This window comes from Gimesia sp., assembly GCF_040219335.1.
Lineage (GTDB): Bacteria > Planctomycetota > Planctomycetia > Planctomycetales > Planctomycetaceae > Gimesia.
Genome location: NZ_JAVJSQ010000026.1, coordinates 110,760 through 129,303, shown reverse-complemented (window position 1 = coordinate 129,303; position 18,544 = coordinate 110,760). Strand labels below are relative to the sequence as shown.

Sequence of the window (18,544 nt, the reverse complement as noted above, 5' to 3'; positions counted from 1 at the left end):
AACCGTAAAGCTGGCGGGTGCCTGTATTTATTGTAAGGCTCCAGACGCGTACAGAAAAGGGGTGATTCCCCAAAGGAGCCGAGAAGCCGCTAACTTTGCTGCATCTGCTGCACACCTCTCTCCAGAATCTGCTGCGCTGACAGGCTGATTTTGGGATCACACAATTCCCAGGGCGTTTCACCGGTCCGGATACAATGTGCAAAATGTTCAGTCGCTGTCTGCAGGGTAAGCACTGGACATTCGACTTTGACCTCTGTTCCCAGAGGTTCTTCCTCGGTAGCCAGCATCAGTCTTCCTTTTTTATGCGGTTCGACAATCAAGGTTCCCTCGGTGCCATAGATCGCAGTTGCGTAAGCTGTCAGTTTACCGACTTGTGACCACGACCCTTCCGCGGTTGCTATGCCATGCGGGTACTGCATGACAATTAGCGCATTGTCTTCTACTCCAAGCGGGGCAGGGCGGTACTGTCCTCCCAGGCCGGTGACTGAATCCGGTTCTCCCAGCAGATTACTGGCCAGGACACAGCCGTAACAACAGTAATCCATCATGGCGCCGGCACCATTCAGCTCTGGATTAAACAGCCAATCACAGAAATAATCGCTGCAGCCCAGTTCTTTGGGACCGGCATGGGCGGCCCGGTATTTCACCTGCCAGAGGTCTCCGATGCCACCCGCTTTGGCAAAGGCAATCGCATGTTGCATCTGGGGCCACCAGGCGAAAGGCCAGTTGACCATCAGGCACAGATCTTTTGCTTGAGCTGCAGCCAGCATCGCTTCAGCCTGCGCGAGACTCGCAGCCATCGGCTTTTCGATCATCACGTGCAGCCCCCGTTCCAAGGCCAGTAGTGTCAGTTCCGCCCCTGCTTTGTTACTGCTGAAAATGAAGACGCCATCCAGCTCCTGTTCGCTCAATAGTTCTTCAGGTGTTTCATAAACGGGGCATCCAAATTCGCTCTGAATGCGTTCCCGCAAGGCCTGATTGGTATCGCAGGCTCCCACGAGCTCCGCATTTTCAGAATGTGCCAGCTGGGGCAGATGATCCCAGACGTGGTCATGAATTAAGCCGAGAACTCCGATGCGTACTGGTGATTGTGACATGCTGTAGCTCGATGTTTAAAAGAGAAGGTTGAGTTATTGATTTTCCTGCTGAACGAATTCAGTGAAACTCTGTCTGATCTGTTCGACTTGTGTTTCCGTATAGTCGAGTCGTTCAGACTGTCCCCAGACGGGAGCCGGCCAGTAAGGATCAGTATGTTTCCGCCCAATCACATGAATATGCAACTGACTGACCACATTGCCCAGCGTGGCGATATTCAATTTATCCGGTTCACAGTGTTGTTGCAGGTAACGGGCAACCAGATTCACCTCGTTCAGAATTGCGGTCTGCTGTACGAAGGAGAGTTGCGTCAGCTCAATTTCCTCGCAGTGGGGAACCAGAATGAACCAGTCGACCAGCGCATTGTTCATCAATAGCAGTCGCGATTCCGTCAGCTCACAGATGGGGTGGCAGTCTGCCTGCAGGCGTGCATCCAGTTCCATGGGAATTCCTTTTTCATGAACCATACTTTACTTGTTTAACCGGCCCGGTTGATCAGAAAGGTTGCCATCTGGTCGAAAAACATTTCCAGAGTCTGGCGAATTTCCACGGGAACTTCTGTCTCAGTCATGGCGGCAGTCATCAGCTCCATCCAGCGATCTCGGGCACTCTGGTTGATCGCAAACGGTGCGTGACGCATACGGAGAGCAGGATGTCCCCGCTCCTTTAAATAACGCTGGGGGCCACCGAGACGATATACCAGAAATTCTTTCAGGCGATATTCTGCGCCAGCCAGATCATCCTGCGGGTACATAGGGTTCAGAATGTCGTCCGTTTTCACTCGACGATAAAAGGCAGCGATCAACTGCTCCAGATGGGCTTCTCCCAGGTGATCAAAGATTTCTTCCAGTGCGATCTGATTCATCGAGCTTCGCGTTTCCTCTATGGTGCCGTATATTTCTCTCTGTACTTAAAATTTGGCAGAACGTAGTAGGGCCTGCCGTCGAATTTGTGTATCTTAGGATTTACGGGTTCAGATTCCTACCCTCCCGTAGTTCTGAGCTGGATGCACTCTTAAAGTCATTTCAGTGGAGAAGTGATGTACTCCCGAATCTGTTGTCTGTTGACTCTCTTTGTTTTAACGTGTCACTCTGAACTGGGAGCGGGAGAACCAGTCTGGAAGAACTTTACTGCCAGCCCCTGGTTTGAAGAGCAGATCTCGTATCAGCATCTAAAGCCCGAAGTGCGTGCCATCATCGTCGCTCCGCTGCCCCGTCGCATTGCAGTCGAGAAGCCGACTCGCGTTGTGTTCTTCGCGACTCCCAATGGAAATACGATCGAACAGACTCTGGGGTGTCAAAAACAGGAAGGACGTGACTGGCATTTTGAGATCCAGCAGATTGCCGCTCAGCACCGCCAGTGGCAGGCCTGGAATCCCCGGGAGAATCTGATCCTGGTCTGCCTGGAAGCGGAAGGCCTCAGCTGGCCACGCTGGCGGGCCCGTCACCCGGATAATCCTGCGCTGATTCAGAACATCATTCGCAGCATTCTGTCTGAGATTCCGGTGAAGACACCACGACTCACGCTGGCCTGTCACAGTGGAGGCGGCAGCTTTATGTGGGGATTTCTCAATGGCGCAGACCAGATTTCTGAACAGGTCGATCGGTTTCTGTTTCTGGATGCGAACTATTCATTCAGTGTGGTGGATCAGCATGGTCAGAAGTTTCTGAACTGGCTGCAGGGAGACGAGAAACGCTGCCTGATTGTGATCTGTTATGATGACCGCAACGTACTCTTCCAGGGCAAGAAGGTCATCGGCCCGACGGGAGGTACTTACCGCGCGACGGGCCGCATGCGCGATCGGTTTGCCCGCGAGTTGAAGTTCCAGGAAACTCACTCGGGAGATTTACAGATCGCGTCTGCCCTCAACGGCCGGTTGACTCTGATCACGCACCTTAATCCGCAGAATCGAATTCTGCATACCGCGCTGGTAGGCGACATGAACGGATACCTTTACGGTATGACGGTAAATACTCCCCCCGGCCAGCAGATCAAATTACCGCAGGGACCCCGTCAGTACGTCCGCTGGATCCAACCAGAACCCTTCAAGGAACCGGTGGTGGAGAAGGCCGATTAAAACAGTGGCGCTTTCCCCAACTGGCGACGTATAACCGCCCACTGGCCGGCGTGCATCATCCAGTGCGTCGCTTCTCCTGCAAAAATACAACCGACCGTTGGTCCCAGGTAGTTCACTTTTTCCGGCGCTGGTTGCGATAGTTGCTCATCACTCAGTGTCGCCAGCAGCTTTGAACTGGCTTCGCGCTGCTCGTGCATCAGCTGGAGATATTCGGCTTTACTCAGGAAGTCTCCCGGCTCATCACTGGCAGCGGTTTCTCTGGTGTGTCGTTCCGTAAATCCTTCAGGCAGCGCAGGCATCGCATCGGGGGCGACTTCAGATACATGCATATGCTCACTCTGGATCAGGTGCCCCAATTGCCAGGCGATGTGGTTCATGTTCTCTGCGGGTCTCACCAGTAGTTCCGCGTCGGTCAGATCATCCAGGTACATGTTGACGACTGTGGTCGGAAGTTGCAGGGCTGCGGTAATGTGTTCTGCCAGGCTCATTATATGGTTCTCACTATCAAGCAGGATGTATTCAGATTCGAGTAAATACGATTATTGAAAAGCGACGGTTAGAGAATTTCCACGGGTTGTTTGCGCGGCGCCCAGAGCGCTTCGGCAAACTTGACACGACAGGTCTGACCGCGGTAGCGGGCCAGGTTCTCTTTTCCCTGCAGGGCTCCGTTGGATTGTGCGGGATCGTACTCGACGTTGCGTTGTAATGCCATATAACGTCCCAGCCATTCCTGGGATTTCTCCCAGTAATCCGTCACATCCACGAATGTATCGGGTTCAAACCCGATGGTATGGCCCGGACCGTTATCGTAGTGATAAATCTTGCGCGGTCCTCTGAACCGATCTTCGTTCAGAACCCGTCCTCCATGATTCAAGGCGATTTTACTCAACTGGGAGGCCACTGTGTGGTCGTGGTGATGATCGAATTCCCAGAGCTGCAATGCGATGTCCGGTTTGATGTCGAGTACCGCAGCAGCCACTTTTTCTTTGGTTGCCTGATTGGTGTCATACCGATGTGAGGCAAAATCCAGATAACGGGTTTCAATGCCGTAGTCCCGGGCAATGCGGACGACTCCCTCTTTAAACTCCGCTTCCCGTCCCTTGGTCGGGGGCCAGTTACTGTAGTCGCCGATCAGAATCAGCTGTACCACACGGTAGTTCTTGGCAACCGCCTGCAGCATGATCCCGGGGACGCCGTAAGCGCAGTCATCAAAGTGGGCTCCGATGGCGAGTAGTGTTTTCTGATCAGCCATGTCCGAGATACTCCCTTCGAAGGAATCGTTGAAATAACAGAACCACATCCGTTTGAATGTCGTATCTGATCATACCTGAGCAGGGCTGTGGTCGCTATGAATAAGGGCGGTATAGAAAAAGAAGGAGCCCGACCAGAAACAGTGTTCTGGCCGGGCCTGGTTGATCAGAGTGCGCCTGATCGAGTAGTTTAGGCAGGACGTTTTTTAAGCGGGCGGGAGGTTATGCCAGTTCCGCGCGTTTGCTGGAACTGTTAATGAAAAACTCAAGGTATTCGGACTGGGCAATGATCAGGTCAAACAGTTCCTCAGCTGCCTCGAGGTTTTTGGTTTCAATAATATCTTTGACTGCTTCACACAGGTTTTGCGCGGGAGTGTAAATGTCGACCGGCGTTGCTTCCGACAGCTCACCCAGGGCACTTTTCAGATTATGGGCGAACGCCTGCTTGAGTTCTTCCCGGTCACGGGTTTTGTAAATGACGCCGGTGATCCCCAGTTTCTTGGCCAGTTCCAGTCGTTCCTGTTGCCGATTCTGAGTCTGGTTACCGGGCTGGATCGACGTCATCAGGAAATACATGGGGGCTTCGAGTTGGCCATCGTCGTTATAACGCTCCTGTTTCTGTACCTTGAGGAACAGATCCAGACCGTCCAGCTCACGCATTACCAGTTCCGAGAACACGATTTTGATCTCGCTGTCCTGTTCCAGGATGGAAAGGGCTTCAAAACCGGAAGAGGCACAGATGACTTCATAGCCCAGCTCTTCAAGTAACCTGGTATGCACATAACAGGTATATCCAACATCATCAACAACTAATACTTTCATAGGCGCAATTCTCGATCAGGGGTGAATTCGTTTTTTCCGTTTCATCCACTTTTAAAAAACTGAAACTGTCATTCCTTTCGCAGTGAATTCTTTCTACTCGCTCGCACTCTGCGAAAAACAGGGGGAAACTCCATGAAAAAACACTCGACTCTGGTGGGAGGGAGTGTTCAATCGCAAATCACAACCTGGCAGCCAGCCAGCAGGCCGCTTGCGGTGTTTTTTGAACTCGAACAGGTTGTGATTTAAAGTGTTTTGCATGATGTGTCCGCAAAAACTATATCACATATTTCTCAGCGTAAGCCTGTTTTCGGTTCTCGTTACAGCTTCCGAATCACCAGGAAATGCCACATTAACTGTTCATTTCCATTCAGGTTTGAAGCCCTAATGCAACATTCACTCTGTCTGTTTAACGGACCTGTCATAATGTGCCTGAAATCAGCGATTTTCTACTGCTAAGGAAATGTTGCTTTGGGACAACATCAGACCGCAGAATAATCCCCACTTTTTTCCGAAAATTCTGGGAGGTGATTGCCCGCCAAAGCGGGACTCTGTCTGGACTTTGCCAGAGGGGGGGCTTAGGATTATAGGTTGAACAATTTTACTTCTGAAGCGGATCTGAATCTGTCTCAAATGCGTTTCATCAAACAGATAAGGGAATACAAATGAGTGAAGTCACACGTCGCAGTTTTCTGCAAACCAGCGCCGGTGCAGTGGCAGCAACTTCGCTGCTGAGCAATACCGCCCGTGCCGATGTGAATGGAAAAATCCGAGTCGCCGTATTGGGAGTCAACGGTCGCGGACGTACACACATCAAAGCCGTCGGCGATGTCGAAGGAGCTGATGTTGTTCTGCTCTGCGACCCTGATGAACAGGTTCTTGCGAAACGGGCTGCCGAATTCGAAAAGAAATACGGTCGCAAGGTGGAAACAGAGACCGATATGCGAAAGGTCTTTGATCGCGATGACATCGATGTCGTGACTGTAGCGACCCCCAACCACTGGCACTCGCTGGCCACCATCTGGGCCTGTCAGGCTGGTAAAGACGTTTATGTCGAAAAACCGGGTTCGCATAACCTGTTCGAAGGTCGCAAGATGATTGAAGCGGCTGACAAATATAAACGCATCGTCCAGCACGGCGTTCAGTTACGCAGCCAGCCTGCGATTCAGGAAGCCGTCGAACATCTCCGCAAAGGAACGATCGGAGATGTCTACATGGCGCGTGGCCTGGTCTTCCGCTGGCGTCCTTCGATCGGTAAAAAGCCGAATGAAAAGGCACCTTCCTACCTCGACTGGAATCTCTGGCAGGGACCTGCTCAGGAAACCGATTTCTCACGTCGTTACGTGCACTACAACTGGCACTGGACCTGGGATTACGGTAACGGCGATGTCGGCAACCAGGGAGTGCACGAAACCGACATGTGTCTCTGGGGGCTGGACGTGAAACTGCCTTCTCAGATCACTGCCATGGGGGGCAAGTTCCTCTGGGACGATGATAAAGTCACTCCGGAACTACTGACAACGAACTACTTCTATCCGGAAGAGAACAAAATGATTCAGTTCGAAGTTCGTCCCTGGTGCACGAACACGGAAGATGGTGCCACCGTTGGTAATATCTTCTACGGTTCAGAAGGCTACATGGTCATCAAAGGTTATAAATCCTATGAAACCTATCTCGGCCAGAAACGGGAACCCGGTCCGAAGAACAGCGGCGACGATCCTGTTGTAGCTCACTTCACCAATTTCCTGGACGCCGTTCGTTCCCGGAAAGCCGAAACGCTGAATGGTCCGGTTGAAACCGCTCATACGAGCTCCGGAATTGCTCACCTCGGTAACATCGCTTACCGTCTGGGACGGCAGTTAAACTTCGATCCGAAGACCGAACAGTTTGTAAACGATCCGGAAGCAGACAAGTATCTGACCCGTCAGTATCGCAAACCGTTTGTCGTACCCAACGAAGTCTAATCTACGACAAATACAGTTTATTGAATCGATCAACAGCACTGGAGCCCGGCTTCAGTGCTGTTTTTTAGTGCGCACTATGAAATGAATTCAACAGGCAAAAAAATAGAGGCTGATCCGCGTTGCCGCAGATCAGCCTCCGGTTCAATTTCGTTTGGATCGAGGTGATCCTCACGAGTGGTGGTTGCCGATGACAACCCGCCAGTAGTCGCTAAGAACAACCACCTTTCTGGCTACAACAATAACTGTCCACTCAATCACCTCCTATTCTTTGTAAAACTCCCTGTTTCATCATCGGTCTGTAGCTCCAATTAGAATACAGGCTTCAGTCCTGTCGCACTGCGTGGGTGCGACACAGTCTACAATGGTATTTTTGCAAATACCCGAGATCTGGCAATACCGATTTCTTGTCCTCACGCGGAATTTCTCAAGAACAGGAATTACCTCAAAACCTAACTTATTCAGCTTGAATGAGATAAGGATTTTGTATCTCGACAGTAATTCAATCGGGGGTAGAATCTGATTTGCAGACCCTCGTCGAAAATACTGTTTTCCTGTGTACTGACACTCATTCAGCAGGCGGGGTTCGGAATTATTATTTTTGTTCTTCCGGTGCCATATGAGGTTCGAACACGGTCCGACTGGCCACCTCTGCCTGGCGGATGGCTGTGACGGCTTCGTCGTACAGCACTTCCTGACAACGCACCAGATTCTTTTCCTTATTGGGCGTGATCCGCTCATAGACACCGTCAGCATTCAGTACCCGGGCCTTGGCGTTGTCTTCAAAATAACAGTTCAGAATTTTGATCAGTTTGTTCCGGCAGTTTTCTTCTTCAATGGGAACCAGCAGTTCCACCCGGCGATCAAGATTGCGCGGCATCCAGTCTGCACTGGAGATGAATACCCGCTCATCGCCTCCATGATAAAAATACAGAATCCGGGCATGTTCCAGGAAACGATCGATGATACTCACGACTTCGATATTTTTACTGAGCTTGGCAACTCCCGGGCGCAGGCAGCAGATACCGCGAATATTCAATTTGACTTTCACGCCGGCTTCAGAAGCCTCGTACAGGGCATCAATAATATCCGGATCGACCAGAGAATTAATTTTGGCCACGATCCGCGCTTTCTGTCCCTGTTTCTTTCGCTCCGTTTCGTGGTGGATCATATCCAGCAGTTTGTCGCGTAGACTGATCGGAGCCGCTTCCAGCTTCTGATATTTCTGGGGAATCGAATATCCGGTGATCGAATTGAAGAAGTTGATCGCATCGGAGGCGAGCACTTCGTCAGATGTGAAGTAACTGATGTCGCTGTAGATCTTGGCGGTAGCATCGTTATAGTTACCGGTTCCAAAATGCATGTAGCGTTGAATCCCGTGAGGCTCGCGACGAATGATGCAGCAGATCTTGGCGTGTGTCTTGAGTCCTTTCACTCCATAAATCACCTGCACCCCTGCATGCTCAAGGTTTTTAGCCCATTCGATATTGCGGGCTTCGTCAAAGCGGGCCTTGAGTTCCACGATCGCGGTGACATGCTTGCCCTGCTCGGCAGCGCGAATCAGGGCTGCCACAATCGGGCTGTGTTTACTCGTACGATACAGAATCTGTTTGATGGCGAGCACATCGGGATCGACGGCTGCTTCTTCTACCAGCCGGACCACAGGCTCAAAGCTCTCGTAAGGATGGCAGAGCAGAATGTCCTGACGGGTAATGTTTTCAAACATACTGATTCGCGGATTCACTTCTGGAGAAGGTTGAGGAGGCCAGTTGGCATCCTTCTGGCTGTCAAAGCCGGAAATATCGGTCAGTCGCATGAACGCAGTCAGATCCAGGGGGCCGGGAATGCGATAGACGTTTTCATCCAGTACCCCCAGACCACGTTCCAGAAATTCCAGGGTTTCGACGGAAACCGATTCGGCAATTTCCAGGCGAATACAGTCACCCTGCTTTCGCTGATCGAGCATGTCCTCCATCTGGTGCAGCAGGTCTGAAGCGAACTCATCCTGCAGACTGACATCGGCGTTTTTCGTCACGCGAAAAGGAATGCATTCCAGAACCTCTTCACCCCGGAAAAAATGTTCGATAAACAGACAGACGGCCTCTTCCATCGGCAGATACTGGTATCCGCCTTCCGAAGGGAGCGTGATGAAACGAAAATCAGTGCGACCGAAGGGGATGATGGCAAACCGGTCCCGGGGCTTTTTGCTTTTTTCATCGGGGCTCAGTCTTACCACAATGTTGAGGGTGTGGTTGACCAGGTAAGGAAAATCCATATTCGGCGTCACGGCCATTGGTGTCAGGACCGGATAGATCTCATCCCGAAAGACGTGTTCCACGATTCTCCGTTGTGAGTCTGAAAGATCGAGGGGATTGACGCGTTGAAAGCCGGCCTCCGCCAGCGGTGGTTCAATCTCTTTCAACAGACACTGATACTGATCCACCATCATCTGATGAGCGCGCAGACTGATGGCTTCCAGTGTTTCTCTGGCGGTCATTCCGGAGGGATCTGTACTCGTATTACCACTGGCCTGCAGCAGGTGCAAACCACCCACGCGGACCATAAAGAACTCATCCAGATTGGAACTGGTGATGGCCAGAAATTTCAAACGTTCCAGTAAGGGAATACTCGGATCGTGAGCTTCATCCAGAACGCGTTGATTGAATTCCAGCCAGCTTAATTCACGGTTCAGGTAATTCGCAGTATTCGAAGCCATGGGCAAACTGATGTCCTGTTGGATATGGATGATGACTCAATCGGCAGTGATATCGAGTCCGCTGCCGAATGTTCCTTATTGTTTTTTTCTCAAATGGACTTTCATTCCGAAGACTTCTTCGAATAATGGTCCTTTTTCCACGAGCGCGATCTGTTCCAGGGAAACGTCTTCCACATGGGGAATGGAAATAATTAACTGTCCCTGAGTAATTTCACATTCAATTTCCTGTACGCGTTGGGAGTAGGAATAATCCAGAGCGTCGGCAACGCGAAGGATGGCCGCCATCTTGGCGATCGCGATGCGGCTGAAACGATCTAAAGTGGAATATCCCTGGTGAGTCGCTTTGGGAGAAGCTCTCCGGTGATAGCGGGCGATCAGCGCTACCAGCAGTAGATCGACCTGACCGAGACCAAACAGGTTCCCGTTGCTGATCAGGTACATGGAATGTTTGTGGTAGCCGCGCTGGTTGACGTAGATGCCGATCTCGTGGAGCAGCGAAGCGGTATAAAGCAGCAGTCGGTTTTTGGCGTCCAGCTTATGTTCGTTGTGTAATGACTGAAACAGGGTGTCGGCCAGAAACGCGACATGCCGGGCATGGGCCTCGTCGAAGTCGAATCGTTTCCCAAAGTCGATTGAGGAGCGGATTACCTGCTGATTGAACTCGTCAGTCCAGTTGTTCTGGTCAGCCATTTCTTTCAGCAGACCATCGCGGAAGTTCGCTTTGGTGACGTAGATGTGTTTCTGCTGGTAAGCCTCGGCCAGCTTGGTATAGGCCAGCAACGCTGGCCCCAGAGTCTCTGCATCGGTAAAGGAGAGGTGGTAAGTCTGTGCCAGCTCATCCTCGCTCTGCTGAAGAATCCGGTCGGTGAACTTGCTTAACTCCGAGACTTTGAGGCGATCCAGTTCGTCAGGCGAATTACCAGGATCGGGAATCTGATCGTCGGGACGCAGTTGTGCCAGTGCAAAACGGACGTCGCCTCCCAGCACCACCAGTTTGATCGATTTGTCTCCGGGGACTTCGTGGGTGATCTGCTGAATCACGCGTTCGATCTGGTTCTCCATGATCGTTCGCTCTTTGGAAAGAGGCACCCTGTATCCTTTGAGCATCTCCCGCAGACGGAGTGCTCCCAACCGGTAGTTACTGGAGAACAGCACGTTCCCTTCCTGGACCAGCAGCAGTTCTGTTGTTCCCCCACCGATTTCGGTGACGATCGTCTGAGCTTCATCCAGATTAGGTTTCGCTGTCAGGTAGGGGCGGATCCCCTGATACGTGATTCGGTTGACCTCTGCTTCATCCAGCGGTGAGACTTCAAACCCCGTGGCGATGAAAATCCGGTCGGTGAACGCCAGGCGGTTGTCTGCTTCCCGGACCGCACTGGTAGCGACCACGCGAATCTGGTCGTCACGGGTGATCTGATATTCATCCAGACGGCGGCGATAGCTTTTAAGAATACGAACGCATTCTTCCATCGTCGACTTCTGAATGTTCCTCGTCTGAAAAGTATCCTTCCCCAGCGTGACCGCCTGAGAGAGACGCTCCAGAGCATAGACCGTACCGTCTTCCTTGATCTCGGCAATCGCCATACGGATGGCGCCGGTGCCGATATCGATCACAGCAATTAAACGATTGGGCATGGACTCCAGTCGGCTGGATCCACCACTCGCCTCAGCTGGAGGGGAATCTTTTGTGTTCATACCTGTGTTTTAATTCTCGAGGATGACTGTTCCTGAATGACCTTCTGAGCCCAGGCGGCTACACCCATGACGCTGGAATCATCTCCCAGCTGGGCGGCGACGACTTTAAATGAATCTTTGAATGTCGGCATGACATTGTGCCGCGTGGCTTCCGAGACCGCTTCGACGAACAGGTCGGGCATCGCTTCCACCAGTCCCCCTCCCAGTACGATGACTTCCGGGGAAAGGGTGTGGACCATGTTACCTGCTGCAATTCCGATGTACTCGGCAGCCCGCAGAATAATTTTTCGTACACTTTCATCGCCCCCTTTGATCGAGGAAGCCAGAATACCGCTGCGGATATCAGACAGGTCAGTACCTGCCAGCGAGCGGAGCTTGGGAGCGTCACCCCGGTAAGCTGCCTGAGCTGCAGCGGCGGAGATCGCCAGTCGACTGGCCAGCGCTTCCAGACAGCCATACTGTCCACACCCGCACTCGGGACCTCCCGGAAGGACTTTGATATGCCCGATTTCCATACAGGAACTCTTACTGCCCTGAATCAACTGTCCCCGATAGACGGCTCCTCCGCCGATCCCCGTCCCCGGAAAGATGCCCAGCGTCGAACTCGCCCCCCGGGCGGCGCCGAATCGGTATTCGCCATAGACACCCGCATCCACGTCATTACAGAGGATCACAGGGCAACCGAACTCTTTCTCCAGCACCTGTTTAACCGGGGCATTGTACCAGCCGAGATTGGGGGCCTCGAAGATGATGCCCTGTTCGAGGTCCAGCGGTCCTGGACAACCCACGCCGATCCCCGCCAGTTCGGCGGGTGTGAGTCCCGCTTCTTCCAGGGCCTGGTGAATTGTCTGAGCCATCCGCTCAAGACCGAGTTCCACCCCTGCGTGTCCCTTGGTTTTTCGGCGTTTCTTTCCCAGGGTTTTATATTGTGCATCAAAGATCTTGGCGAGCATCTTCGTGCCCCCCAGATCAAAACCTGCCCAGTAGCCGCTCTTTGGTTGAACTGAATCAGTAGACATCTTCCAGTTTTCTATCTCTAGGATTTCGCTCTGCTGGTGTGTCAGCATTAGAAGCGGCTCGCCACTTCCCGACTGAACTCATTTTATTATAGCGAAAAGTTCTTATCTCGTGAATTCTGACGGTTTTAGAACTCGAGAAGCAAGATGGAGCAAGAAATTTATACGATTCTTTAGCAAATGGAGTCGATGATACGGGATTTGAGCGGGATTAGTCCCCATTTATAGTGGATTCAGCCTCGGATATGAATCCAGTCCGCTGTTGACTTTAGTGTCTGCGTCAACTTGGATAAACTAATCGAAATGTAAGTGAAGCGAATTTCTCTGGAAAGGCGCTGTGTACGTAAGTTTATAAGTCCTTAGGGTTCCCGAGTAATGTATTTCCAGTTTCCTTGTGAAAAGTGTTCCAAAAAACTCAAAGTCCGCGATGAGAACGTTGGTAAGAAAGTCCGCTGTCCTTATTGCCATCATACGATGACAGTCAAAAAGCCTGAAACGCCCATCATCGATACGTCGGTTGATGTCAGCAGTTCCTCAGCGAGCAAATCGACAACCAGTAGTCGGGAAACCAAAAAACACGTATCCAGCGGCTGGGCTGACGGGACTGAAGTCAGTCTTTCCAAGAGTGGTCTGATTGCCGTTGGTATCTCCATCGCCTATCTCGCACTGATGTTTCCCATTCGGAATTACTACTTTGGGGAACTCTTCCTGGACCGCGGCATGGTGCCTTATGCTCTTGTCTTTCTGATGAGCTGGTCCGGCACCATCCTCGTTCTGAAATACTTCAAGCTGGTCAAACAGAAGGAATCAATGCTGTTTGACACACTGCCCACGGACATTTCGGAAGACATCTCTGAGAAAACTGTCCCTAAATTTATCGATCACGTGAGAAATCTCCCCGTTGATCCGCGGGAAAGCTTTCTGGTGAACCGGGTTCTGCGAGGTCTCGAGCATTTCCGGGTTCTGAAAAGCAGTTCCGAAGTTTCCAACCGACTGCAGTCACAATCGGAAATCGATGCGACCGCCGTTGATTCCAGTTATACGATTCTCAAAGTCTTCATCTGGGCCATTCCGATTCTCGGGTTCATCGGAACCGTGATCGGGATTAGTGCCGCGGTGGGGGGGTTCTCAGGCGGTATGGATAAAGCCCAGGATATTTCCGCTCTGAAAGAGTCACTGGGAAGTGTGACCGGTGGTTTGTCGACTGCGTTCGATACGACGCTGGTCGCACTTGTGATGAGTATGCTGGTGATGTTCCCCAGCAGTTCCATGCAGAAATCGGAAGAAGACCTGTTGAACTGGGTTGATGAATACTGTAATGAAAACCTGCTGAAGCGACTCAAGGAAAGCGAGCATGGTGGCGGCGGAGGAGACGAGAAAGATCATCGTCGCCTCATTCAGCGAACCATCGATAAAGCGATGGCCAATCACCATGCCGAGTTGAAGACATGGATAGAAAAGCTGGAGGGCATTGGTGAAACGCTGTCTCAATCGGTGATGAAATCCTGGGACAAGATCGACGAAAAAATCCGTGCACAGCAGGAAGAGCAGCTTTCGCAGGTTCAGGAAGTTGTCAAGCAACTGGAAACGGTTGAAGGGAAGATGACCGAGCTGCAGGCTGCTCACACCTCACATCTGGAGCAGATGAATGGTGAAGCAACCGAGATGGCCGAAGCCGCCGGTGTGCTGACCCAGTCTTTCAATGGTGTTCAGCAGGGACTGAATGGACTGAATACCGTGCTGACCAACCTGGGAGAGAAACAGGTTCTGATTCAGCAGGTAGAAGCCCCCCGCAAGCGCTGGGGACTGTTTGGGAATTCAAAGAAAGTAAGATAACGTGGCGAGACGAAAGAAAAGTGATGAAGAAACGGTCTCTCTCTTCCCGTTTCTGAGTATTCTTGCCTGCGTGATTGGTGTGCTGACGCTGATGATTACCGCCATGGCGCTCAGCCAGATGGATCAGCAGGATGACTCCTGGAAACGCGTAGAAGAATACGAAGAGAACATTAAGGAGATCAAAGAGAAAGAGTCGGAGCTGGAAGAGGTCGAGACTGAGGTCGCAGATTTATCGAAACTGAATCGCCAGTTGATGCTGGCACTGGAAGAGTTGAAGAAGCTCAAACAGGAAAAACAGAAACTGCCTTCTGACATCAAGCCGGAAGAGAAAGTAAAGCTGCTGGCCGAAGCCAATCGTCTGGAAAAGCGGATCGAAGAAATTAAGGACGATCCCAGGAAGCTCCAGGAAGAAATTGATAAGCTCAAGAAGGAACTGGATAAACGGGAAAACCCGGTCGCTGCCGAAGTCAGGATTCAGCCGGGTGGAAGTGGCGTTGATCTGAACCCGACCTTTATCGAATGTACGAAAAACGGAATTGTTGTCCTGGACGGTCCCTCCAAGGATCTACATGTCCGTCGCGACGACCTCCGCAAAAGCCTGCCGTTCGTGGAGATGCTCGATAAAATCGGTGCTCAGCCGAAAGGGACCGTGATTTTCCTGATTCGTCAGGATGCCGTCTACACTTACAATATTGCTTCCAGCGTGGCTCGTTCACGTTATTGTCCCAACGGGAAGCTGCCCGTCGAAGGTAACGGTAAAATCGATCTGAGTAAGTTCAAAAACAGTTCAGGTTGACCGCTGTCACTTCGAAGCTGGTTTTCGGGCGATGATCTTGATGACCTGTCTTGATATGCAAAAAGCTCTGCCAGTCTGATCTGGCAGAGCTTTTCTTTTTTAGTTGACTGACGAACTCAGTTCTGTTTTCTCAGGTCATAGCACATCAGCACATCCTGATCCCGCAGGTAGAGTTTGCCGCCACAGACGACCGGGTGTGCCCAGGCTTTGCCCAGCACCTGATCTGCCTTGAAGCTTCCTTTGAGAACATATTCTTTGGGATTGGCTTCAATCAGAGCGACTTCGCCACTCTGGTAGCGATAGATCAAATTGCCATCTGCGAAGACCACTGCAGCGGATCCGGAACCTTCACCCCGGATTTTGCCACCCCAGGCAACTTTGCCGGTTTTCAGGTCGAGGCAGAGGGGGAAGCCATTGTTGTGACCGTGGCCACAATAAATATGATCCTTGTAGAGGACCATACCACCATGGTGATTCTGCATAGTCTTGGGATCCAGGAAGTAAACTTCTTCCGCTTTGATACCATCTCCCTCTTTGGAGAGCTTGAGCAGGGCACTGCCTGTACCATAACCGGTGGAACAGAATACATAATCGCCGGAAACGATGGGGGTCGGAATGTTGGCGACACCGTTGGCAACCGGATTGTAGTTCCAGAGCAGTTTGCCGTCGCTGGCACGTACGCCAATCACACCGCGACCGGTGAGCTGTACATACTGCTTGACGCCACCAGCGTTGGAGATCACGATGGAAGAGTAGCCGGCTCCATCCTTTCCTTTGTCGCCCAGATCGGAAACAGAAGTTCGCCAGATTTCCCGCCCCGTCGTTTTGTCCAGGGCAACCATCATGGCGTCTTTTCCGCCCGGTGTGCAGAGGACCCAGTCCCCGTCGACCAGGGGGGATTCAGAGAACCCCCATTTAGACATCATTTTACCATCCCATTCGTCCTCGAAGTTTTTCGTCCAGATGACTTCGCCGTCAGCGACGCTCAGGCAGGAAATGGCTCCATTGGAGGTGATGGCATACAGACGGTCGCCATCAATGGCAGGAGTACAACGGGCTCCCGGATAACCGTGTTCCGGATTCAGCTCGAGCAGATTGGTTTTCCAGAGAATTTTGCCGTCATCAATATTAACGGCGATGACGGCTTGACCCTCGGGCAGATTTCCTGTGGTAAACAGGCGGTTGTCCTTAATGGAAACTCCGGCATACCCTTTTCCCAGACCTGTCGCTGTCCAGATGAGTTTGGGGGGCGTGGCATTCCAGTCCTGCAGGAGACCGGTGTCCGACGAATGGTTCTGGCGATTCGGACCGCGCCACTGCTCCCAGGAGTCAGAGAGTTTGGTCGGTTCCAGAGCATGGGCAGACATGGTCAGTCCACCAACGAGTAAAGCTCCCAGGAACAGACGAATGGGCATCGAGAAGCTCATAGTCAATTAATCCTTTTGTGTGATCTTAAAGACAAAGGGGGGAAATTAGTCTGGGTCACTCCCGGCTTTCCGGGTGTGGGTGGTTCGGGCAAGCGGGACGCAGATATTCAGGTAAGACACGTAAGCTTCTGCTGATTATATGTGCCGGTTCCATTGGCTGCAATCAATGGTTTCCAATTCCGACTGAGCGGAGAGAATTCTTTCAGACGGGGCAGGGTGAACAATAAAGAGTTCCAGTCTCAGTCGGAGATTCCCAAAGCGGTATCAATCCTGTGCTGAAGCTCTGCGGGAGTCAGGTCAGAGACACGAAAGACCTTCAACCCGGCGGTGTCCCCTTTGATGAGCTCAATCTGAGATCGTTTCAGTTGGAGTCCATTCTGTAACACTTTGAGCAGAGCTTTATTCGCTTTTCCTTTTTCCGGGGCCTGGGTGACGCTGACTTTAAGTCGACCATCGTGCACCCCCTCGATCTGATTCCGGCTGGCTTTCGGTTGTGCCCGTACCGGCAGCAGTACTGAGGAGCCGTCAGATTCCAGGTTCAGGGATGATGTCACGATGAACACTCATTCTTTAATCAGAGGACTCCAGCCCCTCATACAGGGCACTGCCAACTCGTACCAGGGTTGCACCTTCTTCGATGCCCGTTTCAAAATCGCCACTCATGCCCATCGAAAGTTCCTGGAGCGAGACATGCTCCGGTGAATATTGCTGCAACTTGTCGCGGAGTTCGCGTAACTCACGAAAGACCGGACGAGCCCGTTCCGGGTCTTCGACATGCGGAGCCATCGTCATCAGTCCTGCAATCTTTACATGCGAGATCTGACAGAGAGACTCCCATTCTGCAGTCAAAGATTCCCGGGAAAATCCTTTTTTGCTTGCTTCGCCTGCGAGATTGACTTCGATCAGAACTTCTGACTTTAACTCTGATTCACCAGCGATCCGATCAATGGACTGCAGCAATTTCAGCGAATCAACCGAATGAATCAGGCTGCAGTGTGGAATCGTACGTCTGACCTTATTCCGCTGTAAAGGGCCTATGAAGTGCCAGCGTAGTTCGGGTGAGAGGAGGCTGGCCCGCTCTTCCAACTGGGGAGTGCGGCTTTCACCCAGATCCCGGCATCCCAGTTCCACCAGTGCCTGAACCCACTCTAACCGGGCGTACTTGGTAACAGCTACCAGCCTGACGGACTTAGGATCGCGCTGTGCGCGTAGACAAGCCGCAGCGATGCGGTTTTGAATACGGGTGTAATTATCGTGAATGATCACATTCAGGTCGTCCATTACCGGCCTGTCCTCATGCTGTTCTCAGTAGACGAGAGCGATATCTGGGGGCTCTCGGGCTCAGACGATTATCATACCGGTAGAGAACGCGAATTCAACAGCGCCAGGCATGACGGGAATGCACTCAGGCAATGACTTTTCCCAGGAAGCGGACGCCGTATTCCCAAAAGTGCTCTTCTTCGACTTCCTTCTGGCGAACGATTTCAGCTCGGAACCAGGTTACCTGATCAGTGCCCACGGGAACTCCAACGCGAACCTGGGTCTCATAGATGCGCATCGGGTAGATAAACGAGAGTCCCGACTGGGAGATCGAACGGGACCAGACTTTAGTCATTGCCTGTTCGAATTCCTGAGTGCCATCCGGAATCGACAACCAGACCAACCCGCGGAAATTCTTGCGTTCGTGCGCCCGCTTTTCTGAATAATGAGCGCTGGTTCGCGCGTCAAGGCGATCCAGGGTGTCCAGAACGCGATTGATGGCACGGTTCTGTTTTTCACTATATTGTTCCAGGCTTATCAGACTCATCACTTACACTCACTTGAGAAAATCTTACGACTGAGGGGACATTCATTAA

General features: G+C 51.8%; 17 protein-coding genes. 4 read left to right on the top strand and 13 right to left on the bottom strand.

Translation table 11 applies throughout. The annotated features are described in order from the left end of the window. Positions 1–89: 89 nt before the first annotated feature. The 3 genes from RID21_RS20490 to RID21_RS20480 are packed head-to-tail and all read right to left on the bottom strand — an operon-like array spanning position 90 to position 1,960. Positions 90–1,097, bottom strand: a complete 1,008-nt coding sequence (locus tag RID21_RS20490; RefSeq protein WP_350192074.1) for a Gfo/Idh/MocA family protein — start codon at positions 1,095–1,097, stop codon at positions 90–92. Positions 1,098–1,130: 33 nt separating this feature from the next. Further along, entirely contained in the window at positions 1,131–1,538 is a 408-nt protein-coding gene (locus RID21_RS20485; protein ID WP_350192072.1) for an HIT domain-containing protein, read from the bottom strand. A 35-nt stretch (positions 1,539–1,573) separates the two neighbouring features. Beyond that, positions 1,574–1,960, bottom strand: a complete 387-nt coding sequence (locus tag RID21_RS20480) for a globin domain-containing protein (protein ID WP_350192070.1) — start codon at positions 1,958–1,960, stop codon at positions 1,574–1,576. A 174-nt stretch (positions 1,961–2,134) separates the two neighbouring features. Here RID21_RS20480 and RID21_RS20475 point away from each other — a divergent pair, with 174 nt between their 5' ends. Continuing rightward, positions 2,135–3,172, top strand: a complete 1,038-nt coding sequence (locus RID21_RS20475; RefSeq protein WP_350192068.1) for a hypothetical protein — start codon at positions 2,135–2,137, stop codon at positions 3,170–3,172. On the opposite strand, the gene RID21_RS20470 is transcribed toward RID21_RS20475, so the two are convergent. The 3 genes from RID21_RS20470 to RID21_RS20460 form a co-directional block, all read right to left on the bottom strand. Next, a complete protein-coding gene (locus tag RID21_RS20470; RefSeq protein ID WP_350192066.1) occupies positions 3,169–3,660 on the bottom strand; it encodes a DinB family protein in 492 nt (163 codons plus the stop codon). The two genes, RID21_RS20475 and RID21_RS20470, sit on opposite strands and share 4 nt — an antisense overlap. Positions 3,661–3,728: 68 nt before the next feature. Continuing rightward, positions 3,729–4,424, bottom strand: a complete 696-nt coding sequence (locus RID21_RS20465; protein ID WP_194242461.1) for a PIG-L deacetylase family protein — start codon at positions 4,422–4,424, stop codon at positions 3,729–3,731. Between the two features lie 220 nt (positions 4,425–4,644). After that, the gene (locus tag RID21_RS20460) at positions 4,645–5,244 is read right to left on the bottom strand and encodes a response regulator (RefSeq protein WP_145190201.1); all 600 of its coding nucleotides are present in this window, start codon (positions 5,242–5,244) and stop codon (positions 4,645–4,647) included. 662 nt (positions 5,245–5,906) lie between these two features. On the opposite strand from RID21_RS20460, the gene RID21_RS20455 reads away from it, so the two are divergent. Then, the gene (locus RID21_RS20455) at positions 5,907–7,205 is read left to right on the top strand and encodes a Gfo/Idh/MocA family protein (RefSeq protein ID WP_145043194.1); all 1,299 of its coding nucleotides are present in this window, start codon (positions 5,907–5,909) and stop codon (positions 7,203–7,205) included. A 592-nt stretch (positions 7,206–7,797) separates the two neighbouring features. On the opposite strand, the gene ppk1 is transcribed toward RID21_RS20455, so the two are convergent. From ppk1 to RID21_RS20440, 3 genes are all read right to left on the bottom strand, one after another. Beyond that, positions 7,798–9,918 (bottom strand): polyphosphate kinase 1, encoded by a 2,121-nt coding sequence (gene ppk1 / locus RID21_RS20450; protein ID WP_350192064.1) that lies wholly within the window; start codon positions 9,916–9,918, stop codon positions 7,798–7,800. A 75-nt stretch (positions 9,919–9,993) separates the two neighbouring features. Next, positions 9,994–11,553, bottom strand: coding sequence for a Ppx/GppA phosphatase family protein (locus RID21_RS20445; RefSeq protein WP_232102033.1), 1,560 nt, complete (start codon positions 11,551–11,553; stop codon positions 9,994–9,996). 56 nt (positions 11,554–11,609) lie between these two features. After that, positions 11,610–12,632, bottom strand: a complete 1,023-nt coding sequence (locus RID21_RS20440) for an ROK family protein (RefSeq protein ID WP_155365738.1) — start codon at positions 12,630–12,632, stop codon at positions 11,610–11,612. A 372-nt stretch (positions 12,633–13,004) separates the two neighbouring features. On the opposite strand from RID21_RS20440, the gene RID21_RS20435 reads away from it, so the two are divergent. Both RID21_RS20435 and RID21_RS20430 read left to right on the top strand, forming a co-directional pair. Then, on the top strand, positions 13,005–14,465 hold the full coding sequence (locus tag RID21_RS20435) for a MotA/TolQ/ExbB proton channel family protein (protein ID WP_350192062.1): 1,461 nt from the start codon (positions 13,005–13,007) through the stop codon (positions 14,463–14,465). Position 14,466: 1 nt separating this feature from the next. Continuing rightward, complete coding sequence (locus tag RID21_RS20430) at positions 14,467–15,261, top strand: hypothetical protein (protein WP_350192060.1); 795 nt, start codon at positions 14,467–14,469, stop codon at positions 15,259–15,261. A gap of 116 nt (positions 15,262–15,377) precedes the next feature. Here the strand turns inward: RID21_RS20430 and RID21_RS20425 are convergent, their stop codons facing one another. The 4 genes from RID21_RS20425 to RID21_RS20410 form a co-directional block, all read right to left on the bottom strand. Next, positions 15,378–16,688 (bottom strand): PQQ-binding-like beta-propeller repeat protein, encoded by a 1,311-nt coding sequence (locus RID21_RS20425; RefSeq protein ID WP_350192058.1) that lies wholly within the window; start codon positions 16,686–16,688, stop codon positions 15,378–15,380. A 239-nt stretch (positions 16,689–16,927) separates the two neighbouring features. Next, positions 16,928–17,242 (bottom strand): DUF167 domain-containing protein, encoded by a 315-nt coding sequence (locus RID21_RS20420; protein ID WP_350192056.1) that lies wholly within the window; start codon positions 17,240–17,242, stop codon positions 16,928–16,930. 16 nt (positions 17,243–17,258) lie between these two features. Then, positions 17,259–17,969: a YggS family pyridoxal phosphate-dependent enzyme gene (locus RID21_RS20415; RefSeq protein ID WP_350192054.1), complete on the bottom strand. Its 711-nt coding sequence runs from the start codon at positions 17,967–17,969 to the stop codon at positions 17,259–17,261. Between the two features lie 124 nt (positions 17,970–18,093). After that, positions 18,094–18,495: a PilZ domain-containing protein gene (locus RID21_RS20410; RefSeq protein ID WP_350192052.1), complete on the bottom strand. Its 402-nt coding sequence runs from the start codon at positions 18,493–18,495 to the stop codon at positions 18,094–18,096. Positions 18,496–18,544 lie beyond the last annotated feature (49 nt).